Origin of the sequence: Citricoccus sp. NPDC055426, assembly GCF_040677445.1 — a bacterium.
Lineage (GTDB): Bacteria > Actinomycetota > Actinomycetes > Actinomycetales > Micrococcaceae > Citricoccus.
Window position 1 is genome coordinate 276,566 of record NZ_JBFARZ010000002.1, and the last position, 24,286, is coordinate 300,851.

Consider the following 24,286-nt stretch of genomic DNA (forward strand, 5'->3'; position numbering starts at 1 on the left):
CGGCATCCTCACCATTCGAGGAATCCAGCTCCACCGGTCCATGACCATTCACCACATCCAGCAACGGCATCTCCGACACCCACCCGGACTCCACCACCGGATCAGGATCCGTCGGGACGGCGTCACCGGAGATGTCGCGGATCTGTGCCGTCGCCGGCGGATAGCCGCCATGGGCGGACAGCACGAAGCCCAGATACTGCTCGGGCTCCGGCACCCAGATCTCCGGGGCCAGGTCCTGCCAGTCGTTCCCGTCGTCGGACACCGCGGCGGTCACGACGTTCCCGGACCTCGCCAACCGCATCCAGCCGTGGTCCGCTGGACCGGAACTCAGGACCGTGGTGTCTCCCCCGGCCTCGGCCCTCTGTTGGACATGACTGTCCCCCGCGCCGTTGACCACGACCGCCAGGTTCGGGGCCGAGGCGTCCAAGCCGTCCCGGAGCATGATGCCGGCCTTCGCCCAGCTGTCGGGGGCCTCCAACCCGGCGATCCGCCCGGTGAGGGAGAAGTCCCCCTCCACGGGGTGGTAGACGTAGCGGAACTCGTCGCCACCGCCCCAGATGTCCCGTCCGCCGACGCTGAGGTCCAGGGTGTCCCCGACCATCGACGCGGCCCCGGGCTCGTACACGGGACCCACCGCCCGGGTCTGCCAAGGGCTCGGGAGCGTCAGTGCCGCGCCCACGTGCACCTGGATCGTGTCGACGGCCTCGGCACCGAGCGAGTCGGTGACCACTGCGGTGACCTCATGGGTGCCCGGCTCGTCGAAGACGTGGACGAGGTTCCGTCCGGTCCCCAGCTCGATGTCCCCGTCGGACCAGGTCACCGTCAGCTCGTCGTTCTCGGGGTCCACCACCGTGGCGCTGAGATTCGCCTCGTACGGTGCGGGCCCTGTTGCCGCCCCCGATGCCTCGATCTCGATCGTGGGCGCCAGGTTCTCGTACAGGGCGGTGAAGCCGCGGGGTTCCGTCCCCGCCACGAAACTCCGCGACCGGGAGGTCTCACCATCGCTCCAGCCCACGAACGTCCGTCGGCTCTGGATCGGCGCCACCGACAACGTCTGATGCGAGTCACGCACGGGCCGGATGGTCGCTGGCCCCAGGACCTGGAGCCCCTCATCCTCGTAGCTGACCGCGAGCCCGGCCGGTTGCGTGTTGACCTGATACTCGATCCGGTCTGGCACGGTCTCCTCACAGGCTACGTCCTCCAGGCCCGAGGGGCCGGTCACGGTCAGGCAGACCTCGTACCAGGTCTCGTCGCCGTGCTCGTCCACCTCGAAGGTCCCGGTGCTCTTCAGGGGATCCTCTGGGTCGGCAGCCCATTCCGGGGTGACGTAGTGCATATGGGTGTTGTGCCAGAGTCGGATCTCCCACCGGTGGTCCGTCGCGGGGATCGGATCCCCGAGGGCGGTGCCTCCCCCTCTGAACGTCACGATGTCCCCGACCTTGTAGGACTCCGGCAGGGGGTCGACGGATGCCATGGGCGGATCGGTCCCGGCGCTGATGATCACCGTCGTGGTGGACGAGTTCTGCTCGGGACTGTTGTCCGTGACCGTCAACTCCGCCGTGTGCACCCCACTGCTCTCGTACACGTGGGTGGGCGACATCTCGGTGCTGAGTTCGCTCCCGTCACCGAAGTCCCAGCTGAAGCTCAGGTCGTCCCCGTCGGGGTCGTAGGAACCGGCACCGGTGAACTCCACCGTCAGCGGCACGGTCCCGCTCGTCGCCGAGGCGCTGGCGAGTGCCACCGGCGGGAAGTTGCCCTGGCCCGCATAGCGGATCCTACGGATCTCGCCGCCGTTGCTGGAGTACTTCACCCAGTAGATGTTCGAGTCCGGTCCCGAGAGGATCTGGACCGGGCCAGAGCCCGTGTCCGAGACCGCTGCGAAGTCCTCGACGTCTGTGATCTCACCTGCATCGTCAAAGTGCAGGGTGCGGATCCACCGTCGGTCGTAGTCCGTGATGAACAGTGCGCCGCGGTACTCCTCCGGATAGTACTCCCCACCGTAGAAGGCTCCCGCATTCGCCGAGGCACCGCCGGCGGAGTGGTCGTAGCTGTACACGGGGGCGACGACGGCCTCCAGGCCCTCAGCATAGAGTTCGCCACAGCCCTCGAACGTCGCCTGGTTGGTGGCATAGGTGCCCTGCTGGTGGCTGACGGTATTGGCACCCTCGGTGCCCTCCACCACCCCACCCTCATAGCAGGGCCAGCCGAAGTTGGCCCCCTTGCCGTGGTTGATCTCCTCCCAGGTCCCCCACCCCACATCGCCGATCCACGGGGTCCCGGTTCCGGGGTGGATCGCCATGCGGAACGGATTGCGCAATCCGTAGGACCAGACCTTGGAGCGGTTGGAGTGCGCGTCCGACTCGTCGTAGAACGGGTTGTCCGGCACCCCGGCACCGGTCAGCGGGTCGATGCGCAGCACCTTCCCGGACAGTGAGTCCAGGTTCTGGGCCTGCAGGGCGCGGGGGTCCGGTGAGTTGTAGTTGGCACCGTCACCGTTGGTGAACAGCAGGTTGCCCTGGTTGTCGAAGGCCACGCTTCCGATGGTGTGGGAGTTCTCATCCGAGGCCAGACAGTCATCGATGGGGTCCCCCGCCAGGGTCCCCCCGGTCATGCAGGAGACCGTAGCAGGGTCACGTCCATCGTTCTCGTTGCCGATGTTCTCCCGGGTGCTGTTGGTTCCGGCGAGGACCAATCCGGAACCGGGGACGGCACGCAGGTACCCATGGTCGGGGTCGGCGGTGAAGCGTTCCAACCGTGAGACGCGTCCGGCGACCGGCCAGCCCTGGTCCTGCGTCACACCGGGCGGATCATAGGTGTAGAGGAGGTACACGTACGGCTCCGCCGGGAACTCGGGGTGGATCGTCAATCCCAACAGTCCACGATCGTCGTTGTCGTGGACGATCTCGGAGATGTCGATGAACGGTTCCGGACGCAGGTCGCCATCGTCCACCACGTGGACCTCCCCGGACTTCAGCGCGACGAAGAGGTCGCCCTCCGGGGTGAAGGCCATGGCCGTAGGATAAGGCAGCTCGCCGACCACCAGTTCGTCCACGAATCCCGTGGGCATGCTGGTCAACGCCGCCTGCGCCGACGGCGGCTGCGGCAGGACGATCAACAGGGTGGCGAGCATCGCCGATGCCGTGGCGAGCGCCCCGACCCGCAGGGCGGCCGTCCGTCTCCTCCAGAACCCGACTCCGTCAGGCCTTGACCTATTCATTGCTGCGGGCTCCTCTCGATGCGGACGGTGGTGGTGGAGACCGCCCCGCTCCGACGTGTGTTCGACCGCCCTCTGCCCGGGACCGTCTCTCCGAGTTCGTAGGCCTGGTGCAATGCCGCGATGACATGGTCCGGATCGGTCATCCGTTCGGCCCAGCGTTGGGCGTCTCGGGCGTGGTCGCATCTCATCTCGGGGTCCCCGAGCAGACGGGTGACCGACTCGGCAGCCTGACCTGGTTCATCCGGAACCACCGTGACCGTCTCGGCCCCGTCCCCGAGCGTCAGGGCCACCTCGGGTGACACCGCACAGGGGACCCCCGCACGCATGGCCTCCAGCACCGCCACCGACATTCCCTCCCAGCGAGACGGCTGGAGGTAGAGGTCGGCCTCGGCCAGGACACGGGACTTCTCGGCACCGGTCACGATCCCGGGGAAGGCAAGGTTCGGTGGGGACACCCGGATCAGTTCCCTGGCTCCCGCTGGATCGTTGCCGTCGAACGTCCCGTGCACCACGAAGTCCACGTCCGGAAGAAGTGCTGCCACCGCGGAGATCCGGTCCAGGCCCTTCTGGTAGACGTCGTAGCGCGCGAGCGTGACGATCCTCTGTCGCCGGGCATGCCGTGTCGAAGCCGGCCTGGTCCTGACCACGGGCCGTTCGATGCCGGGCACCAGGTTCGGGACGACGTGCGTGCCGACGCCCGGCACGGCGTCCAGGACCTCCGTCCGCTCCTGCGGGGTCAGGCAGATCACCCCGGAGGCCCCGTGCAGCATCGGCCCGTCGACGGTGCGGATCCAGAACCTCTTTCGCAGCGGGTCACGTCGCAGCGCGGCCGCCGCGAAGGCGGAATGCGGGGACACCACGTACGGCAGGCCGCTGCGGCGGCACCAGGCCGCCAACAGGGCGTGGACGGGGCGGAACACCGAGTGGAAGTGCACGATGTCCGGCCCGAATGCGGACAGCTGCCGGACGGCCGCCGAACAGGTGCGGCCGATGGACCCCCGGTCCGCACCGGACCCGGGGCCGAGGACCAGGACCTCTTCTCCCCGCGAACCCTGTTCGCGGCGGAGACTCTCGACGACGCTGCCGATGCCGTCGGCGGCCGAGCTCGCCCCGCCGAGGTTGACGTGCGTGATGCGGGTCATACGCCCACCACGATAAATCGTGCCGCCACCACGATCATCGCCAGTCCGACGGCCGCGGCCGCCGACAGGCGCAGACGACCTGCGACGGAGCTCCACGGACTGCGCGGAAGGGAGGCGATCGAGGCCACCACCAACAGGGGCAGCGCCAGCAGGCACACCACGAACGCCAGTGGACTCATCAGGATCTCGTCGACCACGTCGCCCACTCCTTCCCCACCCACAGGAGCATCAGCACGCCGGTCTGGACGCCCACGACGGCCACCGGGTCGAAGGCACCCGCCAGCATGAGCCCCTGGCTGATGACGGTCACCGACGCCAGCCCGCCGCCGAGGACGACGGTGAGTCGGAAGGCGGTCTCGGCCTCCCAGAAGACGACGACCACCAGGCCGAGGCCCACGGCGAACAGCGCGAACGGTGCCGTCAGCCACACGGCGAGCCCGCCGGTCCCGCCCCATGCCAACAGCACGGTCACCAGCAGGCCCCAGCCGGTCAGCACGCCCATCAAGAGCCTGCGGACAGCGGTCTCGGACGAGGCGATCGCCACCGCCGAACCCTTGAGGGTCTTCAGGTCCATCTCCTCTACCTCTCTCCGGAGAATCGATACACGGATCCCACCTCGTTCTGGCAGACCCGGACGAAGCGGTCGTCCACGGCCATGTCGCGCTGCATCTCGGCGCCCCACCCCTCAGGCCCGCCCAGGACACGCTCCACGTACGTGGCCTGCATTCTGCTGGCCACGACGAAACTCTCCTCGCCCGTGGGAAGCCGCCACGCCAGCGTGGCGACGTCCGGGGTGTCGAACTCCTGGGAGTTGTGGGTGACGTGGGCATGCTCCTCGACGTCGGTGAACTGCCAGGCCAGGTGAGGAGTCACCGAGTGGATCTCGGAGCCCGGAGGCGCCGCGTCATACAGGCACTCCCCCAGGTCGACGTCCGCCGGAGTGATCCGCTCGAACGACTCGTTGCCGTACTTCGCCACGAGGAGCAGGGGCGTGGCCAGGATCAGGATGGCCACGAGGGACACGGTCGAGGCCCGGTTCAGCAGTGTCCCCGGGATGAAGGCGTGGGCCATCAGGATCGCGATGAACGGCGTCGCGTAGAGGAAGACCCTCAACAGGACCTCGCCGCCGTAGTCCTGAAGGAAGACCAGAGCCACCGGGGCCACCGCCAGGGCGGGGACGGTCAGGTCGACGCCGCCGCTCCTGCGGACCAGCCGGACCATCCCCACCAGGGCCCCCGCCCCCAGCAGTCCCGCATAGAGCATGCGCAGCTGCACCACGACGGTGTGCTCCATAGAGGTCTGCGCCTCCGTGGCGACGGAAGAGTGGATGACACTGCTGGGTTCGCCCACGCTGCCGAACATGTCGTCCAGGTGGGAGATCCAGAAGTCGACGGCCCCCCACGAGGTCCACAGCAGTGCCATCAGCAGCACGAGCACGGGCACCGTCCACGAATTCAGGCGGCGGATGCCCCACAGCACGCCCAGCTGGAGTGCCAACACGTACGGCGTCAGCTGGTGGCTGGCCGCCAGGGCGGCCGCCAACAGGGTGATGAACAGCACCGCCGCGATCTGGCCCGTGGGTTCCCGCGGGACAGCGTTCAGTCGGCGCCGGGTCACGACGACGGCCGGTGCGGCACCCGCACCCCGTGCCGCCGCGGGTGCCTCCGCCGGATGGTCGGCTGCGGATCCCCCCGCGCCGGCGGCGCGGCGGTTCCCCCACGGCCACCGCAGGCTCAGCAGCCGCGGCGGGCGGGACAGGGTGCGCAACGCGGCGGCCAGCACGCACAGGCTCAGCAGGAAGGCCCAGGCCTGAGGGGCGAAGTAGTCCTGGCCCACCCAGTTGGTGAAGGCGAAGAGGACCAGCGCCAGCCACGTGGTGCGCCAAGATGCGCAGAGGTGGCGGGCCACCACGTGCAACGGGGCCAAGTAGGCCAGCTGGAAGAAGACCGAGGACCAGCGCAGGGCTGCCTCCGGGACGGTCGCACCGTTGCCGGCGAAGACGGACGCGGTCGCCGTGAAGAAGGCCGGCCAGCTGAACCTGGCGCCGATCTCCGGCGAGACCTCCCCCGTGGACATGACCGACTCCGTATAGCCGGCGTGCAGCCAGGCCGTGGGAAACCGAGTCCATCCCTCGAGGACACCGGCCGTCCCGTGGAGCACCACCACCAGGGCGGCCACCGTGACACCCCACAGCCACGGATGCTCACGGCCGGCCTTCAGCAGCACCACGATGCCCACCGCACAGGCCGCCACGGAGAGGTAGAGGGTGACCGGGACCGAATGGATGAGACCGTACGGCTCGAGCTCGCCGACACCGACGGCCGCGGAGACCAGCAGGTGCACCAGGGCCATCAGCACCGTCACGGCGGTGAAGACCACGACCGCTCGTGGCCGCCCGCGGTCGTCGCGCCACCACGTGGGCTGCTGGACGGTGCGGATCTGTCGCACGGGGGTATCCAACATGTCACTGCCCTCCCTTCGGTCGGGCGAACCAGCAGGCCACCGCCGTGACCAGCTGGGCGGCGAGCCAGGCCCAGGCCATGCCCGTCACCCCATGGGAGGGTACCGAGTAGGCAGCCGCGGAAAGCAGCACCACCAGGTGGAGCGCCTCGATGGACGAGGCGACTGCCGCACGCCGTGCGGCACGGATCACGGCCATCGTCAGCACCGTGTAGCACCGTGCCAGGGTGGCCAGGGCAAAGATCCGCAGTGCAGTTGCCCCCTCGTCGGCGTAGACCTCGCCGTAGAATCCGAGGATCACGTCGGCCAGGAGCAGGGTGGCCGCCACCGCCGCCGCGACCAGCACGAACGCCCACCGGGAGACGATCCCGGACAGGCGTCGGGCCCGGTGCGGCGCACGTGCCGCCTCCGAGGCCAGGGGGATGCCGGCGTTGTGCGCCAGGGTGTCCAGCATGACCACCAGCAGCCAGACGACGGCGAAGACCCCGGCAGCGTGGGGACCAGCCCAGCTGAGGATCAGGAGCGGGAGCAGGGTGGTGGACAGCTGCAGGCAGACGAAGCCGAGATAGTCGACTCCGATGAACTTCCGGTCCACCGCATGGAGAGGTGCCGCCGGTGACCCGGTCTCCGGGGCCCGCCGGAAGATCACCCAGACGGCGACGGGCAGGATGACGAGTACAGGCACGAAGGTGGCCGCCACGATCGACTGGGCACCCCAGGCAGCGGCCAGCAGGATGAGGACCCCGACCTTGAGCACCCCATAGAGCGTGTTCAGCATCGGGACGGATGCAAACCCCCGCAACCCCACCAGGAGGCCGTCCTTCAGGGAGTACAGTGCCCAGGCCACGGCGCAGGCCACGAAGAGCGCTCCGGTGGTCACCAGGTCGTCGCCCAGACGTGTCAATGCCCAGAGGAGGGCTGCGCCGGTGCCGAGGAGCAGGGTCGCGGCGATGACGAGGCCGGACAGGTCCAGCACCCGTCGCCGTGATCCCTGACCGCCGGACAGCAGGATGCCGGCGGTCTGGTAGAGGTTCAGCTGGCCCAGGTTGGCCACAGTGGTGATGGTGGCGACCGTCGCCATCCCCAGACCGATCTGTTCCACGGGCAGCAGGCGCGCGGCCAGGATCCAGAAGACCAGGCCCAGGACGGCGCTCACGACGCTGTTGATCGTCAGGGCCATCGCGCCCCGCACCACCGGGCTGTTCCATTCGGAGGGGCCGGGGACCTGACGGCGCCGTCCCCGGCCCACCTGCACGGTGCCGGTCTCAGGCATGTGCTGCTTCACCCCGAATGCGGCCACCCGACCCGGCTCCCTGCAGGCTGCCCATCGCGTAGCCGCCGGCCGTCACGGCAAGCCCCAGTGCGATGCTGGCCGCCCGCAGTACGGTAGAGGGTGAGCGCCGCGTCCAGGCCTCGGCCATGGCCGAGGCCATCCCCTGCGGCAACGTGCGCAGGGCGTGGTTACGTTCGTCCGAGAGTCCTGTCGACGCACCTGTACCGAGTCGGCGGGCAAGTACCGCCTTGCTCACGCCTTCCCAGTAGCAACGGCGGAAGAAGTAGTCGGCCGTCTGGCGCTGTTGCGGCACCGAGTGGTGGACCACGGCGTCGCGCGCCAAGACCACCCGACTCTGCGGCTGCGCCGCCGCGATCCGAAGCGCCAGGTCGGTCTCCTCGCACCCCACCGGCTTGTCACCGACCCGTCCGAGCTCGCTGGCGAACCCGCCACACGCCTTCAGGCTTTCGGCCCGGAACGCCATGGCGGCGCCGATGGGGTTGCGGATCTTCGCTCGATGGGGAGGGAGTCCCCGGTAGCTGCACCCCACGACCCAGTGGAACTCCTCGGGAAACCACGACGGGGCGTTCCCTCCGGCCCACGCGGGGAGCACGAACCCGCCGACCCCCACGACGTCTGGGTCCTCCAGCGGCGCCACCATGTTCTCCACCCAACCGTGGTCTGCCGTGGCGTCGTCGTCCAGGAACAGCACGATGCTCCCACGGGCCGCACTGACACCGGTGTTGCGGGCACCCGAGAGGCCCTTCTGCTCCGCGTTGCGGACGACCGTGACCCCTTCGAAGGCCGCCGCCGATCGTTCGTACAGGGCCTCGTTATGGTCGATGACCAGCACCACATCCTCCGGCACCAGAGACTGCCTGCCCAGCGAGGTGAGCGCGGCGCTCAGCTCCTCCCACCGTCCTTCCGTGAAGGCGCAGACAACGACGCTGACCCCCTCGCCGACCCCCGGGGCGTCGGGCATCATAGGGTCCGACCAGTCGGCTCGGTGATCCCGCTCTCGTTTCGGAAGGCCCCGGCCGATCCCTCGGAGATCCGCTGCCAGTGCCCGGCGCCGCCCGACTCATCGCCGACGGCGGGAATCCCGGACGAACCGAGCAACGGGCTCGGGACGACGTCGGGGATGTGGCTGCCGGCGGTCGCCTCGTCCCGGATGGCTTGGGTTCCAGTGGTACTGAACGACGGGATGGGAGCGACGTCGGGGATGCGCGACATAGTCCGCGGAGCGATACCCTCAGCGATCAGGGTCTTCAGGCACCTCGCGCCGTCCCGGAACGTGTTCAGATTGCTCACGCCGTTCATCCGATCCGCTTCAAAGCTTGGTACCTCGGCGACCCGGAGACCCGCTTTGGCTGCGCGGATGGCCATCAGCGTCTCGATCTCGAAGCCATCTCCCCACACCCTGCCGAGATGCTTGTTGAACGGATCGGGAAAGCGCATCAGGTCCAGGATTGATCGCCGGAACGCCACGAAGCCGTAGCAGAGATCGGTGTACCTGGTCCTGCACATCGCGTTGGCGAGGTAGTTCAGCGCCTGGTTGCCGACATTGCGCAGTGGGGTGATGTCGGTACTTCCGCCGTCGTCCATGAATCGGCTGCCGCGGACGTAGTGCGCGCCCTCGTCCATCGCCTGCAGGTAGCGGGGGATCTCGGCCGGTTCCATTGACCCGTCGGCGTCTATGGCGACGATTCTGTCCCCGACCGCCGAATAGAAGCCGGCGACCATGGCATTCCCCTTGCCACGCCGCGCTTGGAAGACGACCCGGATATCTGGTCTGGCCTCCCTGGCCACCTCTACGGTGTCGTCCTGCGAATGCCCGTCGACGAGAATCACCTCGTCGATTCCATCTGGCAGAGAGGACAGAACGTGTCCCACGTTGTCCGCCTCGTTGAATGTAGGAACCACCACGGAAATACTGTGGCTCTGCCCATTCGTATACATTCCAATACCCCCGAGTGAGATCACCATTCCAGCAACGTCTCCGTGCTGCCTGTCTGATGATGAGGAGCCTAGGTCGCGGCTCGGAGGGTACCGTAGGTAAACTCCTACTCGATTTTCCGTGAGGGCCGCGTACCCGGCCGTCTCGGCTACGCAGAAGCCACGGGCACATTGCCTCAAGGGCACCGCCCGCGACGCTGGGGCACCGTCGCTGACTGCCGTGCCCAGCGTGACAGGCGCCCCGGGTCGAAACCAGTGCTCCGCAGGTACGGTTCACGAAGGGACGGGTAGCGGTGCACCGCTGCGGAACACACGTGACGGGGATTTCCCGGAACACGTCTCATGCGGCCCCATGGTGGTCGCGGTCCTCAGGGGAGTGCCAGTGCGGCTGACACTACATTCGCGAGACTGTCTGTACCCAGCGCCGACGTTCCAACGGGCGAGGTACCCGTGTCAGCTTCGTGAGCGGTCCCAGGCCCGCCGTGCACTCCATGCCGAGGCCACCATGTCGTGCACCGAGTGCCGCATGGTCCAGTCAAGATCCCGTGCGGCCAGTGACCCCTCGGCCACGATCCGCGCCGGATCCCCCGGCCGACGATCCTTCACCTCGGGGGTGAACTCGATCCCGGTCACCTCGGCCATGGCGTCCATGATCTCGCGGACGGACGTTCCCGTCCCGGACCCCAGGTTGTAAACTGACTCCACGGACTCCCCCGCCTCCAGCCGTCGGGCTGCCGCCACATGCGCCTCGGCGAGGTCCGCCACGTGGATGTAGTCCCGCACACAGGTGCCGTCAGGGGTCGGGTAGTCCCCGCCGTTGATGTGCGGGATTTTCCCGGCGACCAGCGCGTCGAACACCAGGGGGAAGAGGTTGTGCGGGCTTGTGTCCGTGATGCGGTCGGTTCCCGAACCCACCACGTTGAAGTATCGCAAGGAGGTGTGCCGCAGACCCACCGCTCGCGCCTGGTCCGCCAGCAGCCACTCACCGATCAGCTTCGTCTCCCCGTAGGGCGACTCCGGCACCGTGGCACTGGCCTCGGTCACCACCTCTGTGTCCGGCGTGCCGAAGGTCGCCGCCGAGGAGGAGAAGACCAGGTTCCCCACCCCAGCACCCTCCATCGCCTCCAAGAGGCCCACCATCCCGGTGACATTGTCCCGGTAGGTCCGTAGCGGCTTCCGCACGGACTCCCCCGCATACTTGTACCCGGCGATATGCACGACGCCGGCTACCTCCTGCGCGGCGAAGGCGCCTTCCAGCGCGGCCCGGTCATTCAGATCCGCGCGGATGAGGGGAACGTCTTTCGGCACGAAACTGGGGTGCCCACTGGAAAGGTTGTCCACCACCACCGTGTCCAGGCCGACCTCTCGGAAGGCCTCCACCACGTGCGCACCTATATAGCCGGCCCCGCCGGTCACCATCCACGTCATAGGAGCAGTCTAGGGACAGTGCGGGCCCGAGACTGGCTGGCTCAGGAGTTGCCGTCGAACAGGCTGGTGACGGACCCGTCCTCGAAGACCTCGCGGATGGCCCGGGCCAGAAGCGGCGCGATGGACAGCACGGTCAGGGACTCGAACTGCTTCTCCGCCGGGATCGGCAGGGTGTTGGTGACCACCACCTCGCGGGCGTCGGACTCGGCCAGGCGCTGGGCGGCCGGGTCGGAGAACACGGCGTGGGTGGCGGCGATGATGACGTCCTTGGCGCCGGCCTCCTTGAGCACGCGCACGGCCCCGGCGATGGTGCCGCCGGTGTCGATCATGTCATCGATCAGCACACAGGTGCGGCCCTCGACCTCGCCGACGACCTGCTTGGACACGGCCTGGTTCGGCATGGTGAGGTCCCGGGACTTGTGCACGAAGGCCAGCGGGGCGCCACCCAGGCGCTCGGCCCACTGCTCGGCCACCCGCACGCGGCCGGTGTCCGGGGAGACCACCGTGAGGTCCTCGCCCGCGGTCTTGCCCCGGATGTAGTCGCTCAGCAGCGGCACGGCGAACAGGTGGTCCACCGGGCCGTCGAAGAAGCCCTGGATCTGGGCGGTGTGCAGATCCACGCTCATGATGCGGTCGGCGCCGGCGGTCCGGTACATGTCCGCGACGAGGCGGGCGGAGATCGGCTCGCGGCCGCGGCCTTTCTTGTCCTGACGGGCGTAGGGGTAGAACGGCGAGACCACGGTGATCCGCTTGGCGGAGGCGCGCTTGAACGAGTCCAGCATGAGCATCTGCTCCATGAGGTGGTTGTTCAGCGGCGCCGGGTGGGACTGCAGGACGAAGATGTCCTTGCCGCGCACGGACTCGGCCGAGCGGACGTAGATCTCCCCGTTGGCGAAGTCATAGGCGCTCATCGGCAGCAGCTCGGTGCCGAGCTCATCAGCCACCTGGGCCGCCAACTCGGGGTGTGCCCGGCCGGCGGCCAGAACCAGCTTCTTCTCGCTGTGCTGGGTGATCTCGTTCATGTGTACTTCCTGATTCTTGGTGGGTGGCCGGCCGGTGGGGACTGGAGAGAGGGGAAAGGTGAGGTGGGCGCCCGGCTCAGGCGCCGTCGTCGGGCTGGGGGTTGTTCTGCAGGCGCGCCTGGGCGGCGGCCTCGGCGGCCGGGGAACCGGGGCGGCGGTCCTCGACCCAGCCCTCGGCGTTGCGCTGCGGAGCGACGGTCAGGGCCAGCGCGCCGGCCGGGACGTCCTTGCGGACCACGGCGCCGGCACCGGTGTAGGCCCCGTCCCCCACGCTCACCGGGGCGATGAACACGGTGTTGGAGGAGGTGCGCACGTGGCTGCCGATCACGGTGCGATGCTTGGCCACGCCGTCGTAGTTGGCGGTGATGTTGCCGCAGCCGATGTTCGTGTGCTCACCGATCTCCGCGTCCCCGGCGTACCCGAGGTGGGAGAGCTTGGAGCCGCGGCCGATCACCGTGTTCTTGGTCTCGTAGAACGCGCCGATCTTGCCCTGCTCGCCCAGCACGGTGCCCGGGCGGATGTAGGTGAAGGGCCCGACGGCGGCCCGGTCGCCGATCTCGGCCCCGCTGGCCTGGGTGCGGGTGACGGTGGCGCCGACGCCGACCCGGGTGTCCACCAGCGTGGTGTCCGGGCCGATGACGGCGTCCTCGGCGATGTGCGTGGAGCCCTGCAGGTGGGTGTTGGGCAGGATGGTGGTGTCCGGCTCCAAGGTCACGGTGGAGTCGATCCACGTGGTGGCGGGATCCTGGATGGAGGTGCCCGCGCGCATGTGGCGGTCCAGGGTGCGGCGGTTCATCTCCGCGCCGAGGGCCTGCAGCTGGACGCGGTCGTTGGCGCCCTCCACCTGCCACTGGTCCGTGGTGGTGACCGCCGCGACGCGGCCGCCGGCGGCGCGGGCGATCTGCAGGACGTCGGTGAGGTACATCTCGCCCTGGGCGTTGTCCGTGGTGACCTGGGCCAGGGCGGCGTTCAGCACGGCGCCGTCGAAGGCGTAGATGCCGGAGTTGACCTCGTTGACCTGCCGCTGGGCGTCCGTGGCGTCCTTGTGCTCCACGATCCCGGCCACGGAGCCGTCCGTGTCCCGCAGGATGCGGCCGTAGCCGGTGGGGTCCTCGAGCAGGGCGGTCAGCACCGTGACGGCGTTGGAGTCGGCCTCATGGGTGGTGACGAGTTCGGCCAGCAGCTCGGTGGTCAGCAGGGGCACGTCCCCGTAGGTGACCACGACGGTGCCGGTGGCCGGTGCGGTGGCGAGGGCCTCGAGCCCGCACTGCACGGCGCGGCCGGTGCCCGGCACCTCGTCCTGGTCCGCGATGACCGGGGTGGTGCCGAGGGTCTCAGCCAGGGAGAGGATGTGATCGGCCACCAGGTCCCGCTGGTGCCGGACCACCGCCACCAGCTCCCGGGGGTTCAGACCGGCCGCGGAGGCGAGCGCGTGGCCGATCATGGACGCCCCGCCGATCGGATGCAGGATCTTCGGGGTCTTGGACTTCATCCGGGTGCCCGCTCCGGCGGCGAGGACGATGACTGCGGCCGGGGCCGCCGGTCCTGCCGGCTCTGCGGGTGTCACGGGGGATTCGGTCAAGGATCTGCGCTCCTGCTTCGATCGTCCGGTAGTGGCGCACCAAGAGGTGGTTAACCGCCGCGGGCCAGTCTAGACCGTCGGGTGGGAGCGGGCCGAACCGGGACGCCCCCACGATTCCGCTGGGTAGCCGTGAGATCGCCGAGGCCCGAGCTGATGCCACGTTCGAAGAAGTCCAATTGCTGGGTTCTCAGTACCACGCGGCCTTTGTCACGACGACGGGTTTGCCGAAGTCGTTGCCCGGCAACTAACGGCACCTGCGCCAGAATGAACTGCCAGTGTCGGGCGGGCAGGGAATCGGTGTAGCCGGATGAACCGCAGAACCCATTCACTGATGGGATCGGCCATGCATTGTGGTTTTCGCTTAACAGCCGCCCTTTCTGAGTGAGCGGCTGCAATAGCCTCATGCTCATCGACTGAGGGTCACCTCCCTATGATCATCAATGAGCGGGCCAGCACCTTGACCACGCGCTCCTGCTGCTCCGCCGTGATGTGCGGGAAGATCGGCAGGGACAGCAGCCGATCCGTAGCAGCCTCTGCCACGGGGAAGAATCCGCAGCCCGGTCCCAGTGCCTCGTGCGCTTCGGTCCGACGGACCAGATGGGGTGCTCCCGCTCCGATCCCAGCCTCATGGAGATCGGTCAGCACCCGGTCCCGGTTCTCCACCTGAACCGTATACAGGTGCCACACGTGGTAGTTGCCCGGTGCCTCTGACGGTAGCCACACCATCCCGGATACTGCCATTGGACGCAGCAGCTCGGCATACCGGTCCGCTGCAGCTCTCCGGAGTCCGTTCCACCGCTCCAGCCTGGCCAACGAGGCCCGCAAGACGACAGCCTGGACGGTGTCCATTCGGGCCCCTTTATCAGTCTCGCCGTTCCGACACGTCTGGTGACTGCCGCTGTCACCTAGAACGCGCACTCGGGCCGCAAGGCCGGCATCGTTGGACATCACGGCGCCGGCGTCTCCGGCGGCGCCGAGGTTCCGGTGCGGGGAGAAGCTGGTCCCGGCCGCCAAACCCAGGCTGCCGGCCATGCGCCCGTGCCGGAACGAACCCTGAGACTGGGACGCGTCTTCGACGATCACCGCCCCGACTCGCTCGGCCAGAGGACGGATCCTCTCCACGAATGCGGTCTGTCCATAAAGGTGGACGGGCAGTAGGGCCTGCGTGCGTCCGGTGACAGCCGCGGCCGCTGCCTCCGGGTCGATCAGCAGGTACCGCGAATCGACGTCCACCGGGAGTGGTAGGGCCCCGATGCGGAGCACAGCTTCGAACGTCGCCATGGGGCTGTTGGCGGGGAGAATGACTTGTCCCCCCACGGTGACTCCCGAAGCCCGCAGAGCCAGTTCGAGAGCGTCCGTGCCGTTGTTCGTTCCCACACAATGCGAGACGTCGGTGAAGGAGGCGAACTCGCGCTCGAAGGCCTGCACATCCGGACCGCCAATGAAGGATGCGGCGTCGAAGACCCGACACAGGCCGGCCCTGACCTCCTCGCCGATCTCGTGTTGCTGGGCCCCGAGGTCCACGGAGGGGACCTGCACAGAGTCCACCGACCGGTCGGTCACGGTGTTGAGGATCATGCGACGGCTGGGACAGACCGATCGCGGTACAACGCGGACCCGAGGCGAGTGGAGGTGAGGTATCTCGCGCTTCCGGCAGCGGACCGAACCAGTGAGCGGACCATGGTGTTGAGATCGCAGCGGCCCAGAGCGGTGTCCACGTAAATCGAAGCCAACCGTTCGGCCGCCCGCTCGAGGTCGAAACGGGTGGCCACGAGGTGGCGTCCGTAAGCCCCTAGTCGGGTGCGGCGCTTCAGTGACCCGGCCAGGGCCTCCAGGCCGCGCGTCAGGTCCCGGTCCCCTTCACCGCCCCGTCCGTACCAACCGCCATGCAGGAAGCCCTCCGAGGTTTCCTCGTCGACGAGCCTCCAGAAGCCGGACTCGCCGTGCACCATGAGTGGCTTGGCGTGAGCCAGGCCTTTGAGCGCGGAAGAGCCCCTGCCGAGGACGATGTCTGCGGCCTCATAGACCGGGGAACTGTCCAACTGGAAGCCGAGTGGCTGCACCACGGTCCACCCATGGTGCGCGTTGACGGCGGCTGCCCCTTGGCGGACCGCCTCCAGCCCCTCGCCGCCGCCGGCGACGAGCAAACGGACAGGCCAGCTGAAGGCCATTCGGTCCACCACCCGGATGGCCTCGAGAGCGCTTTGGACGTTCCCGTGGGCCGTAGTCAGCATCGAGACCATCGAGATGACCAGGGCGCCCTGTGGAATACCGAATCCAGCTCTGGCTGCAGCTATGTCGGTGGTCCGATAATGCTCCATATCCACTGAAGGTTCGAGCAGGTGGGCCCTGCGTCCCTGAGCCTCCATCCGCTGCTGGAGCTCCGGGGTTCCGACAATGATCGGCAGGTGGGTAGGCAGGAACCGGGGGACGTCTGTGGACATCACGTTCATCAGCAGCGGGATCCGGCGTCCGCTGCTGAAAGCCGCTTGGAGGCAGGGCCTCCACTCATAGGCGTGAATCATGTCGATGCGCCGCGAGCGGACCACTTCCTCCATCCGCCGCGTCCAGGCCAGACCCGGAGCGTCCGGAGCCTGGTGCCACTCCAGGTCCGTGTCCCGCAGGACCTCGGCGAGGACACCCGGTGCGGAGTACACCACCGGTTCGTGCCCGTACCGGCGCATGGCGGTAGCCATCTCGATCGCGTTGAGTTGACTGCTGCCCATACCCAACTGCTGGGGGCAAACGAGGATCCTCATGCCGAGCTTCCCTTCATGGCGATTAGGCGAGCAAGGGCGCCCTCGGGCGCGGCCACGCCAGCCGGTTCAGTCCCACGTAGCGGACCGGCCGGATTTCCGGCCCAGGTCTCGCCGGCCGGCACGTCTCGCAGGACCATAGCCCCCATCCCGAGAACGGCGTCCGATCCTACGCTCAGGTCCTGAAGGACGGCGCTCTGGTGGCCTAGGCTGGCCCGCTCCCCGACCATCACGTGCCCGGCCAAGGTGGTCCCGGCTGCGCAGGTTGCGTAGTCCCCCAGGACGTCATGATGGGAGAGCACAGTCCGCGGCATCAGCACCACGTGGCGACCCACCGTGACGTCACAAGTCAGCACGCAGCCAGCTAGGACAATGGCCCCGGCGCCCAGACTGGAGTCGCCACCGATCACCACGGAAGGATGGATGTGTGTGGCGTACCGCTCCTCGTCCACTCCGAGTGCCGCCAGCCGCTCCACAATCGCTTCTCGAGCCCGGCCCGCGTCTGCGCACACCAGGAGCCGTTCCGGGCGGGACGCCGCGAGGTCGAGCCCGCCGAGGACGGGCAGCCCGGCCATTGCAGTGCCGTGCAGCGAAGTGTCGTCGTCGAGGAATCCCACCACATCCGCCGCCGCGTTGACCACGGAGTGGCGCCCCACGGGTGCGGCGGAACGGATAGAGGCCAGCGTCTCTCGGGCCAGTCCGCTGGCTGTCAGCAGGAGGAGTCCGGTCATGGTCGTCCACCCCCCCGGGTGGTCGGGTGTTCCCTCGTATTACGAGGCGATTCGGCAGCCGCTCTCAGACTGTCCGTCACGCGCCGGTGCTCTTCCTCGGTCATAGTGTGGAAGATCGGCAAGATCAGGGAGTTGTCTGAGAGCCGCTCGGTCATGGGGAGGGGTCGCACCAGGCCCGAGTGCCCCGTGTAGGCCCCTTGCCGATGGGCAGCCATGATCCCTCGCCGAGCGCCTACCCCGTCGGTAGCCAGCCATTCCAGCAGTTCCTCCCGGTTCAGCGGGAAATCCGGCAGAACCTCTACCCAGAACGACTGGAAGTTGGAGTTCCCGTGTTCCGGGTCCACTGCGTACCGCAGTCCCGGCAGGGTCGAAAGCACGGCCTGGTAGTCGTCCACGAGTGCCCGTCGGCGGCGAATCATCTCCGGCAACTTGGCCAACTGGACCAGCCCCATGGCCGCCTGCAAGTCAGTCATCCGGTAGTTGTAGCCCACCTCGGGATACCTCTCCTGAACCGGCAGGACGGAAGTATGCCGTTCTGCGGCCGAGACATCCAGAGAATGGTCCCTCAGCCTTCGCGCTCGGGCCGCCCACTCGGGGTTGTCCGTGGTAAGCATGCCCCCCTCGCCGGTGGTGAGCAGCTTATGGGGGTGGAAGGACCATGCCGTGACATCCGCGCCCGTGCCCACGGGTCGATCACGGTAGGTGGACCCAGCGCCACAGGCTGCGTCCTCGATCAGGGCCAGGGAGTGGCGGTCACAGAGTTCTCGTATTGGTTCCAGATCCAGCGGCATGCCGCCCTGATCCACTGCAATAACAGCTGTGGTCCCGTGCGTTAGGACGGCGTCCAGGGTTTCGGCCGTGACATTACCGGTCACCAGGTCCACGTCGGCAAAGACGGGGCGGGCTCCCAGATAGGTGACGGCATTGGCGGTGGCAATGAAGGAGAGAGACGGGACGATCACGTCGTCCCCGGCCTGCACGCCGGCCACCACCAGCGCCAAGTGCAATGCCGTCGTGCAAGATGAGGTGGCAACGCCGTGGGATACTGCATTGGCGGCGCTGAAAGCCCGCTCGAATTCGATGGTCCGTGGGCCCTGCCCCACCCGGCCGGTGACGATTACCCGGGATACAGCCTCGGCCTCTTCTGGACCCAGCCAGGGTTTCATCACGCTTATTCTGCTCATTGTCGGTTTCTCGATCTCTTCTCGACCAGGTTAGGGGAGGCCGGAGTGGCTAGATGTGGGAGCTGTCTGTGGCCACGCCCACCCGGAGACTCCGCCACCACTCGACGAGCTGGTGAAGACCTTCGTCGAGTCCGATGGTGGCGTGGAAGCCTAGGTCGCGCGCAACGGCGGAGGTGTCTGCCAGCTGACGCTCCACAGATTTACTGGTCCGCTCCGTCACGTACTCGACCGGCAGGTCCGAGCCCATGACGCGCAGCAGCGCCTCGGCGAGATCCTGCAAGGACACCTCGGTGCCGGAGGCCACGTGGTAGACGCCCGCGGTGATCGGGCTGACGGCGGCCAGCAGGTTTGCGCGCGTGACATCCTCGGTGGTCACGAAATCCACAGCGTTGCTCCCGTCGCCGTAGATCAGCGGCGGCAGCCCGTCGTCGATACGTTCCATCCAGCGGACCAAAACCTCGGCGTACTTGCCGTGCACGTCCATGTAGGGCCCGTAGACGTTGACGTAGCGCATTATCACGTAATCGAGGCCGTACTTATTCCGGAAGCTGGCAACGATCTTGTCGCCGGGCATCTTCGAAGCACCATAAGCCGTGTGGTTGTTGTGCGCGCGGTGTCTTTCCCCCATCGGTAAGACTTCCGCCATCTCATGGACAGAGGCGCTCGAGGCCGCCACCAATTTGGGTGCCCGGGTGCCCCGGGCTGCGGCGGTAGCGGATTTCCCAACTTTATCTATTGCTTCAAGCACATTGATGGTCCCGTTGACCATGACGTCCACGGCCAGTCGTGGGTCGTCGGCGCACTGGGTGATCGGGGTGGCGGCCTGGTTGAACACGGTGTCCACTCCGCCCGGGCCGTCGACTAGCTCCCGGACGAGGGCACGATCGCGGATGTCCCCTTCCACCAGCTCCACGCGTCCCGTGTCCAGCGACGCGGTGATGTTGGACCGACGTCCGCGCACCAAATTGTCCAGCACGGTCACTCGCTCGGCACCGGCCGTCACCAGCTGGTCCACGATCTCGGAGCCGATCGATCCGGCTCCACCGATAACGAGGTGTTTCCCTCTGTTCAGGGAGGGGGCCTCTGGTGCTTTGTCAGCACTCATCGGGCAAACTCCAACGTGGAGGTGCGGTTGGTTTTCTCCGACAGAGCGTGGGTGTTGCCCACGGGCACCTTGGTGCCGCCGAGGGCAAGGGAATCGGTAGCGGCTTCGAGAACGGAGAGCACTCGCAAAGCGGAGCTGCCTTCGGTGGGCGCCTCATGCTTGCCACGAATCGCCTCGGCAAAGGAGGACACCATCAACCCCAGGGGCTCGAATTCCGAGAGCGCCGGAGACCAGGTGTCACCGAGGCGGTATGAGACGGCGCCGTCATTGCGCCTGATGGGGTCACGGAGGAACGGCTCGCGGCGACCGGATTCCATAGTGCGGTCAAAGATGCTGAGGCGTTGCTGCGGGTTCAGGTCGTCCCAGACGAGAGTCTTCTTGGATCCGCCGATCACCATCTGCCGGATCTTGGTCGGAGAGAGCCAGTTGACGTGGACGTGAGCCAGAGCACCGTTGGCCAGCGGCAGCGCCAAGTAACCCACACAGGATTTCCCGGAGCGAAGCGGGTCGGCCCCTTGGGCGGACACCGACAACGGCTGCAAGCCATCCGGAAGGATGAAGTCCAGGACAGACAGGTCATGCGGGGCCAAGTCCCAGAACACGTCTTCTTCCGGCCGAATCGAACCGAGGTTGATCCGAACTGAATCCACATAGAGGATGTCCCCCAGTGTTCCCGCTGTGATAAGTTCCCGGATTTTCAGCACGGCTGGCGTGTAACAGTAGGTGTGGTCCGCCATCAGAATGGTGCCGGCTTCATGGGCAGCGACCATCATCTGCCGTCCGCGTTCGGTACTGTCGGCCAACAACTTCTCAACCACCACGTGCTTGCCGTCTGCGATGGCCTGCAAGGCGATCGCGTGGTGGGTGCGAGCCGGCGTCGCAATGGCGACCGCATCGACGTCATGTCGAGCCAACAACTCGTTAACGGATGTTGCCACAGCCGGCTTGCCGGTCGTACGGGCGAGGTCCTCCGCGCGGCTGCGGTTAGTGTCACAGATGGCCACGAGGTCCCAATCGGTGCTCATAGAGAAGTGGCGGGCCAAGTTGGCCCCCTGGAGCCCGGCACCGATCACGGCGACGCGCAGGGCGGGGTGGACTGGGGAATCACTCGCGATACTCATCAGTTCGCTCCTTCGGTCTGGGTCATGACGTTGAACCGGTGCCACATGATCTGTAGATCACCGGTGACTGACCAGTTCTCGACGGAGTAGAGATCGAGGCAGATGGTTTTGCCCCACCCCTGGCCCTGGAAGCTCACATAGCGGGCGACCTCATCCGACGGCTGGGCACTGAACCTACGAGCGGTAGCTGCGGCGCGCTTACCTGAGTACGCACGGGGCGGTACGGTTCGGGATCGCTTCCGAGACCGGCGTGTCGTCGGAATGGACCCGAAGTGCGGGACGATCACCTGATCAGTGACCTGGGGCATGGTCACAGACCAGCCCGTTCTGGGGGCACATCGCTGAGGTAAAACTGCAAGTCAATCTCCCACCTGCGTTGGAAGAGGACCGGCCCATGAGAGTGCTGGTCCCCGAGGCGGGCCGCCGAGGGGGTGTGGCAGCCCATTCGGACACTTAGAGCCTAGGTTTCCTGGAACCGGTTCCACATCCGTAGATGGCTACTCGATTAGCCCAGCTGGTCCACGTGGTGCGTACCCGCCTGCCCCCTATCCGTACTCGTCACGTTCGAGGAATGACGCGGGACGCACTAATGCCGTTTCCAGGAAGGCGCCACGGCAGTCCAACAGCGACGAGGTGAGCGGAGCACTAAAGGTGTGATCCACAGAGCTTAATCGGCACGGCACCTGCTCCACGTGGAACAGGTGCCGTGCCGAAAGTGTCAGATACTTGGACGATGAGGTGCCATACAGGAATTCATAACTGGACGTCCCGCAATCCAGACCGTTCAGTGATCCCGAGTTTCGTGAAGGCTCGGTACAGGTGGCCCTCCACCGTGCGCTGCGAGACGAAGAGTCGATCCGCCACCTCGGCGTTGCTCAGGCCCTGAGCTGCGAGTTCCACAATTTCCCGCTCCCGAGCCGTCAATTCGCCCAAGGCCTGAGCCTTAGCAATGTAGGGCGGGAATGCGACACCAGCCCGCACTTCCAGCCGCTTGAGGTGGCGTAAGGCCTCACCCCGGCGGCGCAGGTCGCCAGAGCGATGATGGAGCAAAACCACCTGCGCCCAGGCGAATGCCGCAGGAAGGATTCTTCCCGCCGCGGTCATCGCTACGGCTGCCTCGGCCAGGCTCCGGTGATCCTGTGCGAGAGCCGGTTCTAACACGCGGGCGAAGCCCTCGGACCGGGGGCCGGCCGTGTCGGCGGCTCCCCCCTGGAGTTCTCGCAGCAGGTCCTCGTCCACGTCCGCCGGATCACGCTTCATGATCAGGCTCAGCAGGATCTCCCGGCGGACCACGGGGCGGTGCTGCAACCGTGGATCGTCCAGGACCCGGCGCCAGAGCGGACTGCTCACGCCCGAGAGGTCAGGGTGCCGGTCCTCGGCGATGCTGAAAAGGGCCAGGGACATCAGCCACCAGGCTTCCGGACCCGACATGCTCCTCTCTGCCCGTTCATCGGCGGTGGGGCTCGGCATCCCGACCGTGACGCTGGCCCGCCGGGGAGCCAGTAGGGCTTCGGCCAAGGGCGACAGCTGGAGGGGATCATGCTGACGCAGTTCCACCACCGCGTCCTCAATCCACGGGTAGGCGTCCTGCGGCGTGCCGTCTGCACTCTCCACCAGGTGCTGAAGGACCAGGATGGTGCCCGATCTCTGATGCCACTGCCGTGGCTCCAGGGTCATCTGCTCCTCGAGCAGTTCCCGCGCTCGGTCCATGTACCCGGCGGTGACGTGTGCAAACACGAGGGCGGCCAGACACTGGAGACCGAATCGCGCGGAGAAGGCAGGGAACCTCTGCGCCATCGCGTAGGCACCTTCCGCGGCGCGGACGGCCGAATCCGGGTCCCCCGCCATGGTCAACGCATCGGCCTGCACGAGCAACATGGTGGCCCGGGTGAAGTCCTGGGTGTCCGGATCGTCGATCACCCGTTGCAGCTGCTCCAAGACCTCGGGGCGGTGCAGATCAGCGGTACCGCTGCTGATCAGCTCCACGAAGCTCAGCAGCACTGGAGGTGAGTCCGACGGCTCCGGCCGACGCTCTCGAAAGCGGGAGAACAAGGGTGGCAGGGCAGCCCAGACATTGGGGGCCTCACCGGCGGTCACAAGGCTGAGGGCCAGCAGGGACAGGGCCTCCGTCCTCAGACCCTGATCCGAGGTCTGGACGGCGAGGTCCTCCAATTCCTTGCGGGCCGCCCAGGTTCGGCCGCTCAGCAGCATGAGTTCCGCGGCCAGCAGCGCCGCCCGCGGTTCCCTGGATCCGGCGAGGTGGGGAGCCAGGGCCCGGGCCGTCGGCCAGTCCTTGACCTGCAGCGCCGCGTAACTGGCGTCCATGAGCTGGTGGGCCGGCACACTCTGGCCACACTCCAGCGTCCAGAGCACGCTGCGGGCCGTCCGGCCCTGTTCGATGTCACCGCCCGCGGAAACCCACCTCTTATACAGTTCGAAGCTCCGCCCCGGGGCGATGTGGGCCCGCAACACCTCGGCGTGAATCGTTCCAGCCAGGTCCACGAACTCACCAGGGCCATCTTCCCGGAGCAAACCTGCCGTCAGTAGATCATGGACGTGTTCTCCTGCAATGACCCGTAGTAGGGCCCGGGGCGCCCTCCCAGTCAACGCGACCAATTCCAGTATCTCTCGCTCACCGGGCAGCAGTGAGTCCTGCATCGTCTCCACGGTGTCGATGAGACGGGCGTCCGGTTCTGGGGCAGCCCGCAACAGCACCCACGGGGCCGGAAGCCCCGGCATGGACGCGCCGCCCGGAGCCCGGACCAGCATCCCCTGGTCCCGGGCCGAGGCTAAAAAGGCATTGGTCAGCCGAGGGTTTCCCCCGGTCATGCCATGGATGGTCCGTGCTGTCCCCGCAGTCAGCGGTCCTCCAAGAACGTCTTCGCACTGACGCCGGATTCGACTCGCGTCTGCGGGGTCTAGATGGATAGTCTGCAACACCCCAGTGTCAGCCAGCGCAGCCAGACCGGAGGCCCGATCAAGTGGGCCGGTCCCCATGGCCAGGAGGGTGGCTGCCTGGTTCTGGACCAGCTGGGCCAGCACGAAGGCGCTTGCGGCGTCCAAGTGTTGGACGTCGACCACAACGATCACCGGCGAAACTTGTCCGAGTTGCAAGGCACGCAGGACCTCCACCGGAGTCTCCAATCGGTGCAACCCGATCAGCAGGGGGGACAAGGCTCCGTAGGTCACCTCCCGCAAACTCGGACTGCATTGAACGGTCAATACGTCCCCCAGGCGGTCGGAAATCTTCAGTGCCTGTTGAACCAGCGAGGACTTTCCCATACCTGGCCCACCGAGGATCACGGCTCC

18 protein-coding genes are annotated in these 24,286 nt (G+C 67.2%); all 18 read right to left on the bottom strand.

The window, feature by feature from the left end; genetic code table 11:
- Positions 1 to 3,217, bottom strand: a 3,217-nt coding sequence (locus AB0K08_RS05100; RefSeq protein ID WP_363352323.1) for a PQQ-dependent sugar dehydrogenase, incomplete at its 3' end; no start/stop codon positions are given.
- Positions 3,214 to 4,359 (bottom strand): glycosyltransferase family 4 protein, encoded by a 1,146-nt coding sequence (locus AB0K08_RS05105; RefSeq protein WP_363352325.1) that lies wholly within the window; start codon positions 4,357 to 4,359, stop codon positions 3,214 to 3,216. The genes AB0K08_RS05100 and AB0K08_RS05105, both read right to left, overlap by 4 nt.
- Positions 4,356 to 4,556, bottom strand: coding sequence for a hypothetical protein (locus tag AB0K08_RS05110; protein WP_363352327.1), 201 nt, complete (start codon positions 4,554 to 4,556; stop codon positions 4,356 to 4,358). The genes AB0K08_RS05105 and AB0K08_RS05110 overlap by 4 nt, the downstream gene beginning before the upstream one ends.
- A complete protein-coding gene (locus AB0K08_RS05115; protein WP_363352329.1) occupies positions 4,538 to 4,933 on the bottom strand; it encodes a hypothetical protein in 396 nt (131 codons plus the stop codon). Before AB0K08_RS05115 ends, AB0K08_RS05110 begins: the two co-directional genes overlap by 19 nt.
- A gap of 5 nt (positions 4,934 to 4,938) precedes the next feature.
- Positions 4,939 to 6,822 (bottom strand): hypothetical protein, encoded by a 1,884-nt coding sequence (locus AB0K08_RS05120; protein WP_363352331.1) that lies wholly within the window; start codon positions 6,820 to 6,822, stop codon positions 4,939 to 4,941.
- Position 6,823: 1 nt separating this feature from the next.
- Entirely contained in the window at positions 6,824 to 8,092 is a 1,269-nt protein-coding gene (locus AB0K08_RS05125; protein WP_363352333.1) for a hypothetical protein, read from the bottom strand.
- The gene (locus AB0K08_RS05130) at positions 8,085 to 9,077 is read right to left on the bottom strand and encodes a glycosyltransferase (protein WP_363352335.1); all 993 of its coding nucleotides are present in this window, start codon (positions 9,075 to 9,077) and stop codon (positions 8,085 to 8,087) included. Before AB0K08_RS05130 ends, AB0K08_RS05125 begins: the two co-directional genes overlap by 8 nt.
- A complete protein-coding gene (locus AB0K08_RS05135) occupies positions 9,074 to 10,078 on the bottom strand; it encodes a glycosyltransferase family 2 protein (protein ID WP_363352337.1) in 1,005 nt (334 codons plus the stop codon). The genes AB0K08_RS05130 and AB0K08_RS05135 overlap by 4 nt, the downstream gene beginning before the upstream one ends.
- 423 nt (positions 10,079 to 10,501) lie before the next feature.
- On the bottom strand, positions 10,502 to 11,476 hold the full coding sequence (gene galE, locus AB0K08_RS05140; RefSeq protein WP_363352339.1) for a UDP-glucose 4-epimerase GalE: 975 nt from the start codon (positions 11,474 to 11,476) through the stop codon (positions 10,502 to 10,504).
- Between the two features lie 41 nt (positions 11,477 to 11,517).
- Positions 11,518 to 12,498, bottom strand: coding sequence for a ribose-phosphate diphosphokinase (locus tag AB0K08_RS05145; RefSeq protein WP_363352341.1), 981 nt, complete (start codon positions 12,496 to 12,498; stop codon positions 11,518 to 11,520).
- Positions 12,499 to 12,574: 76 nt separating this feature from the next.
- Entirely contained in the window at positions 12,575 to 14,080 is a 1,506-nt protein-coding gene (gene glmU, locus AB0K08_RS05150) for a bifunctional UDP-N-acetylglucosamine diphosphorylase/glucosamine-1-phosphate N-acetyltransferase GlmU (protein WP_363352343.1), read from the bottom strand.
- 420 nt (positions 14,081 to 14,500) lie between these two features.
- Complete coding sequence (locus tag AB0K08_RS05155; protein ID WP_363352345.1) at positions 14,501 to 15,604, bottom strand: DegT/DnrJ/EryC1/StrS family aminotransferase; 1,104 nt, start codon at positions 15,602 to 15,604, stop codon at positions 14,501 to 14,503.
- 50 nt (positions 15,605 to 15,654) lie between these two features.
- Positions 15,655 to 16,638: a glycosyl transferase family 1 gene (locus AB0K08_RS05160; RefSeq protein ID WP_363352347.1), complete on the bottom strand. Its 984-nt coding sequence runs from the start codon at positions 16,636 to 16,638 to the stop codon at positions 15,655 to 15,657.
- Between the two features lie 197 nt (positions 16,639 to 16,835).
- The gene (locus tag AB0K08_RS05165; protein WP_363352349.1) at positions 16,836 to 17,567 is read right to left on the bottom strand and encodes an acetyltransferase; all 732 of its coding nucleotides are present in this window, start codon (positions 17,565 to 17,567) and stop codon (positions 16,836 to 16,838) included.
- Entirely contained in the window at positions 17,564 to 18,751 is a 1,188-nt protein-coding gene (locus AB0K08_RS05170) for a DegT/DnrJ/EryC1/StrS family aminotransferase (RefSeq protein ID WP_363352351.1), read from the bottom strand. The genes AB0K08_RS05165 and AB0K08_RS05170 overlap by 4 nt, the downstream gene beginning before the upstream one ends.
- 49 nt (positions 18,752 to 18,800) lie before the next feature.
- Complete coding sequence (locus tag AB0K08_RS05175; RefSeq protein ID WP_363352353.1) at positions 18,801 to 19,856, bottom strand: NAD-dependent epimerase/dehydratase family protein; 1,056 nt, start codon at positions 19,854 to 19,856, stop codon at positions 18,801 to 18,803.
- Positions 19,853 to 20,977: a Gfo/Idh/MocA family oxidoreductase gene (locus AB0K08_RS05180; RefSeq protein WP_363352355.1), complete on the bottom strand. Its 1,125-nt coding sequence runs from the start codon at positions 20,975 to 20,977 to the stop codon at positions 19,853 to 19,855. Before AB0K08_RS05180 ends, AB0K08_RS05175 begins: the two co-directional genes overlap by 4 nt.
- Positions 20,978 to 21,730: 753 nt before the next feature.
- A complete protein-coding gene (locus tag AB0K08_RS05185) occupies positions 21,731 to 24,280 on the bottom strand; it encodes a LuxR C-terminal-related transcriptional regulator (protein WP_363352357.1) in 2,550 nt (849 codons plus the stop codon).
- Positions 24,281 to 24,286 lie beyond the last annotated feature (6 nt).

Coding starts and splice junctions, on each gene's coding strand:
- AB0K08_RS05170 (WP_363352351.1), bottom strand. CDS start 18,751: ATGAGCAGAATAAGCGTGATGAAACCCTGGCTGGGTCCAGAAGAGGCC.
- AB0K08_RS05130 (WP_363352335.1), bottom strand. CDS start 9,077: ATGATGCCCGACGCCCCGGGGGTCGGCGAGGGGGTCAGCGTCGTTGTC.
- AB0K08_RS05180 (WP_363352355.1), bottom strand. CDS start 20,977: ATGAGTATCGCGAGTGATTCCCCAGTCCACCCCGCCCTGCGCGTCGCC.
- AB0K08_RS05165 (WP_363352349.1), bottom strand. CDS start 17,567: ATGACCGGACTCCTCCTGCTGACAGCCAGCGGACTGGCCCGAGAGACG.
- galE (WP_363352339.1), bottom strand. CDS start 11,476: ATGACGTGGATGGTGACCGGCGGGGCCGGCTATATAGGTGCGCACGTG.
- AB0K08_RS05160 (WP_363352347.1), bottom strand. CDS start 16,638: ATGGAGGAAGTGGTCCGCTCGCGGCGCATCGACATGATTCACGCCTAT.
- AB0K08_RS05125 (WP_363352333.1), bottom strand. CDS start 8,092: ATGCCTGAGACCGGCACCGTGCAGGTGGGCCGGGGACGGCGCCGTCAG.
- AB0K08_RS05175 (WP_363352353.1), bottom strand. CDS start 19,856: ATGAGTGCTGACAAAGCACCAGAGGCCCCCTCCCTGAACAGAGGGAAA.
- AB0K08_RS05105 (WP_363352325.1), bottom strand. CDS start 4,359: ATGACCCGCATCACGCACGTCAACCTCGGCGGGGCGAGCTCGGCCGCC.
- AB0K08_RS05115 (WP_363352329.1), bottom strand. CDS start 4,933: ATGGACCTGAAGACCCTCAAGGGTTCGGCGGTGGCGATCGCCTCGTCC.
- AB0K08_RS05120 (WP_363352331.1), bottom strand. CDS start 6,822: ATGTTGGATACCCCCGTGCGACAGATCCGCACCGTCCAGCAGCCCACG.
- AB0K08_RS05135 (WP_363352337.1), bottom strand. CDS start 10,078: ATGGTGATCTCACTCGGGGGTATTGGAATGTATACGAATGGGCAGAGC.
- AB0K08_RS05145 (WP_363352341.1), bottom strand. CDS start 12,498: ATGAACGAGATCACCCAGCACAGCGAGAAGAAGCTGGTTCTGGCCGCC.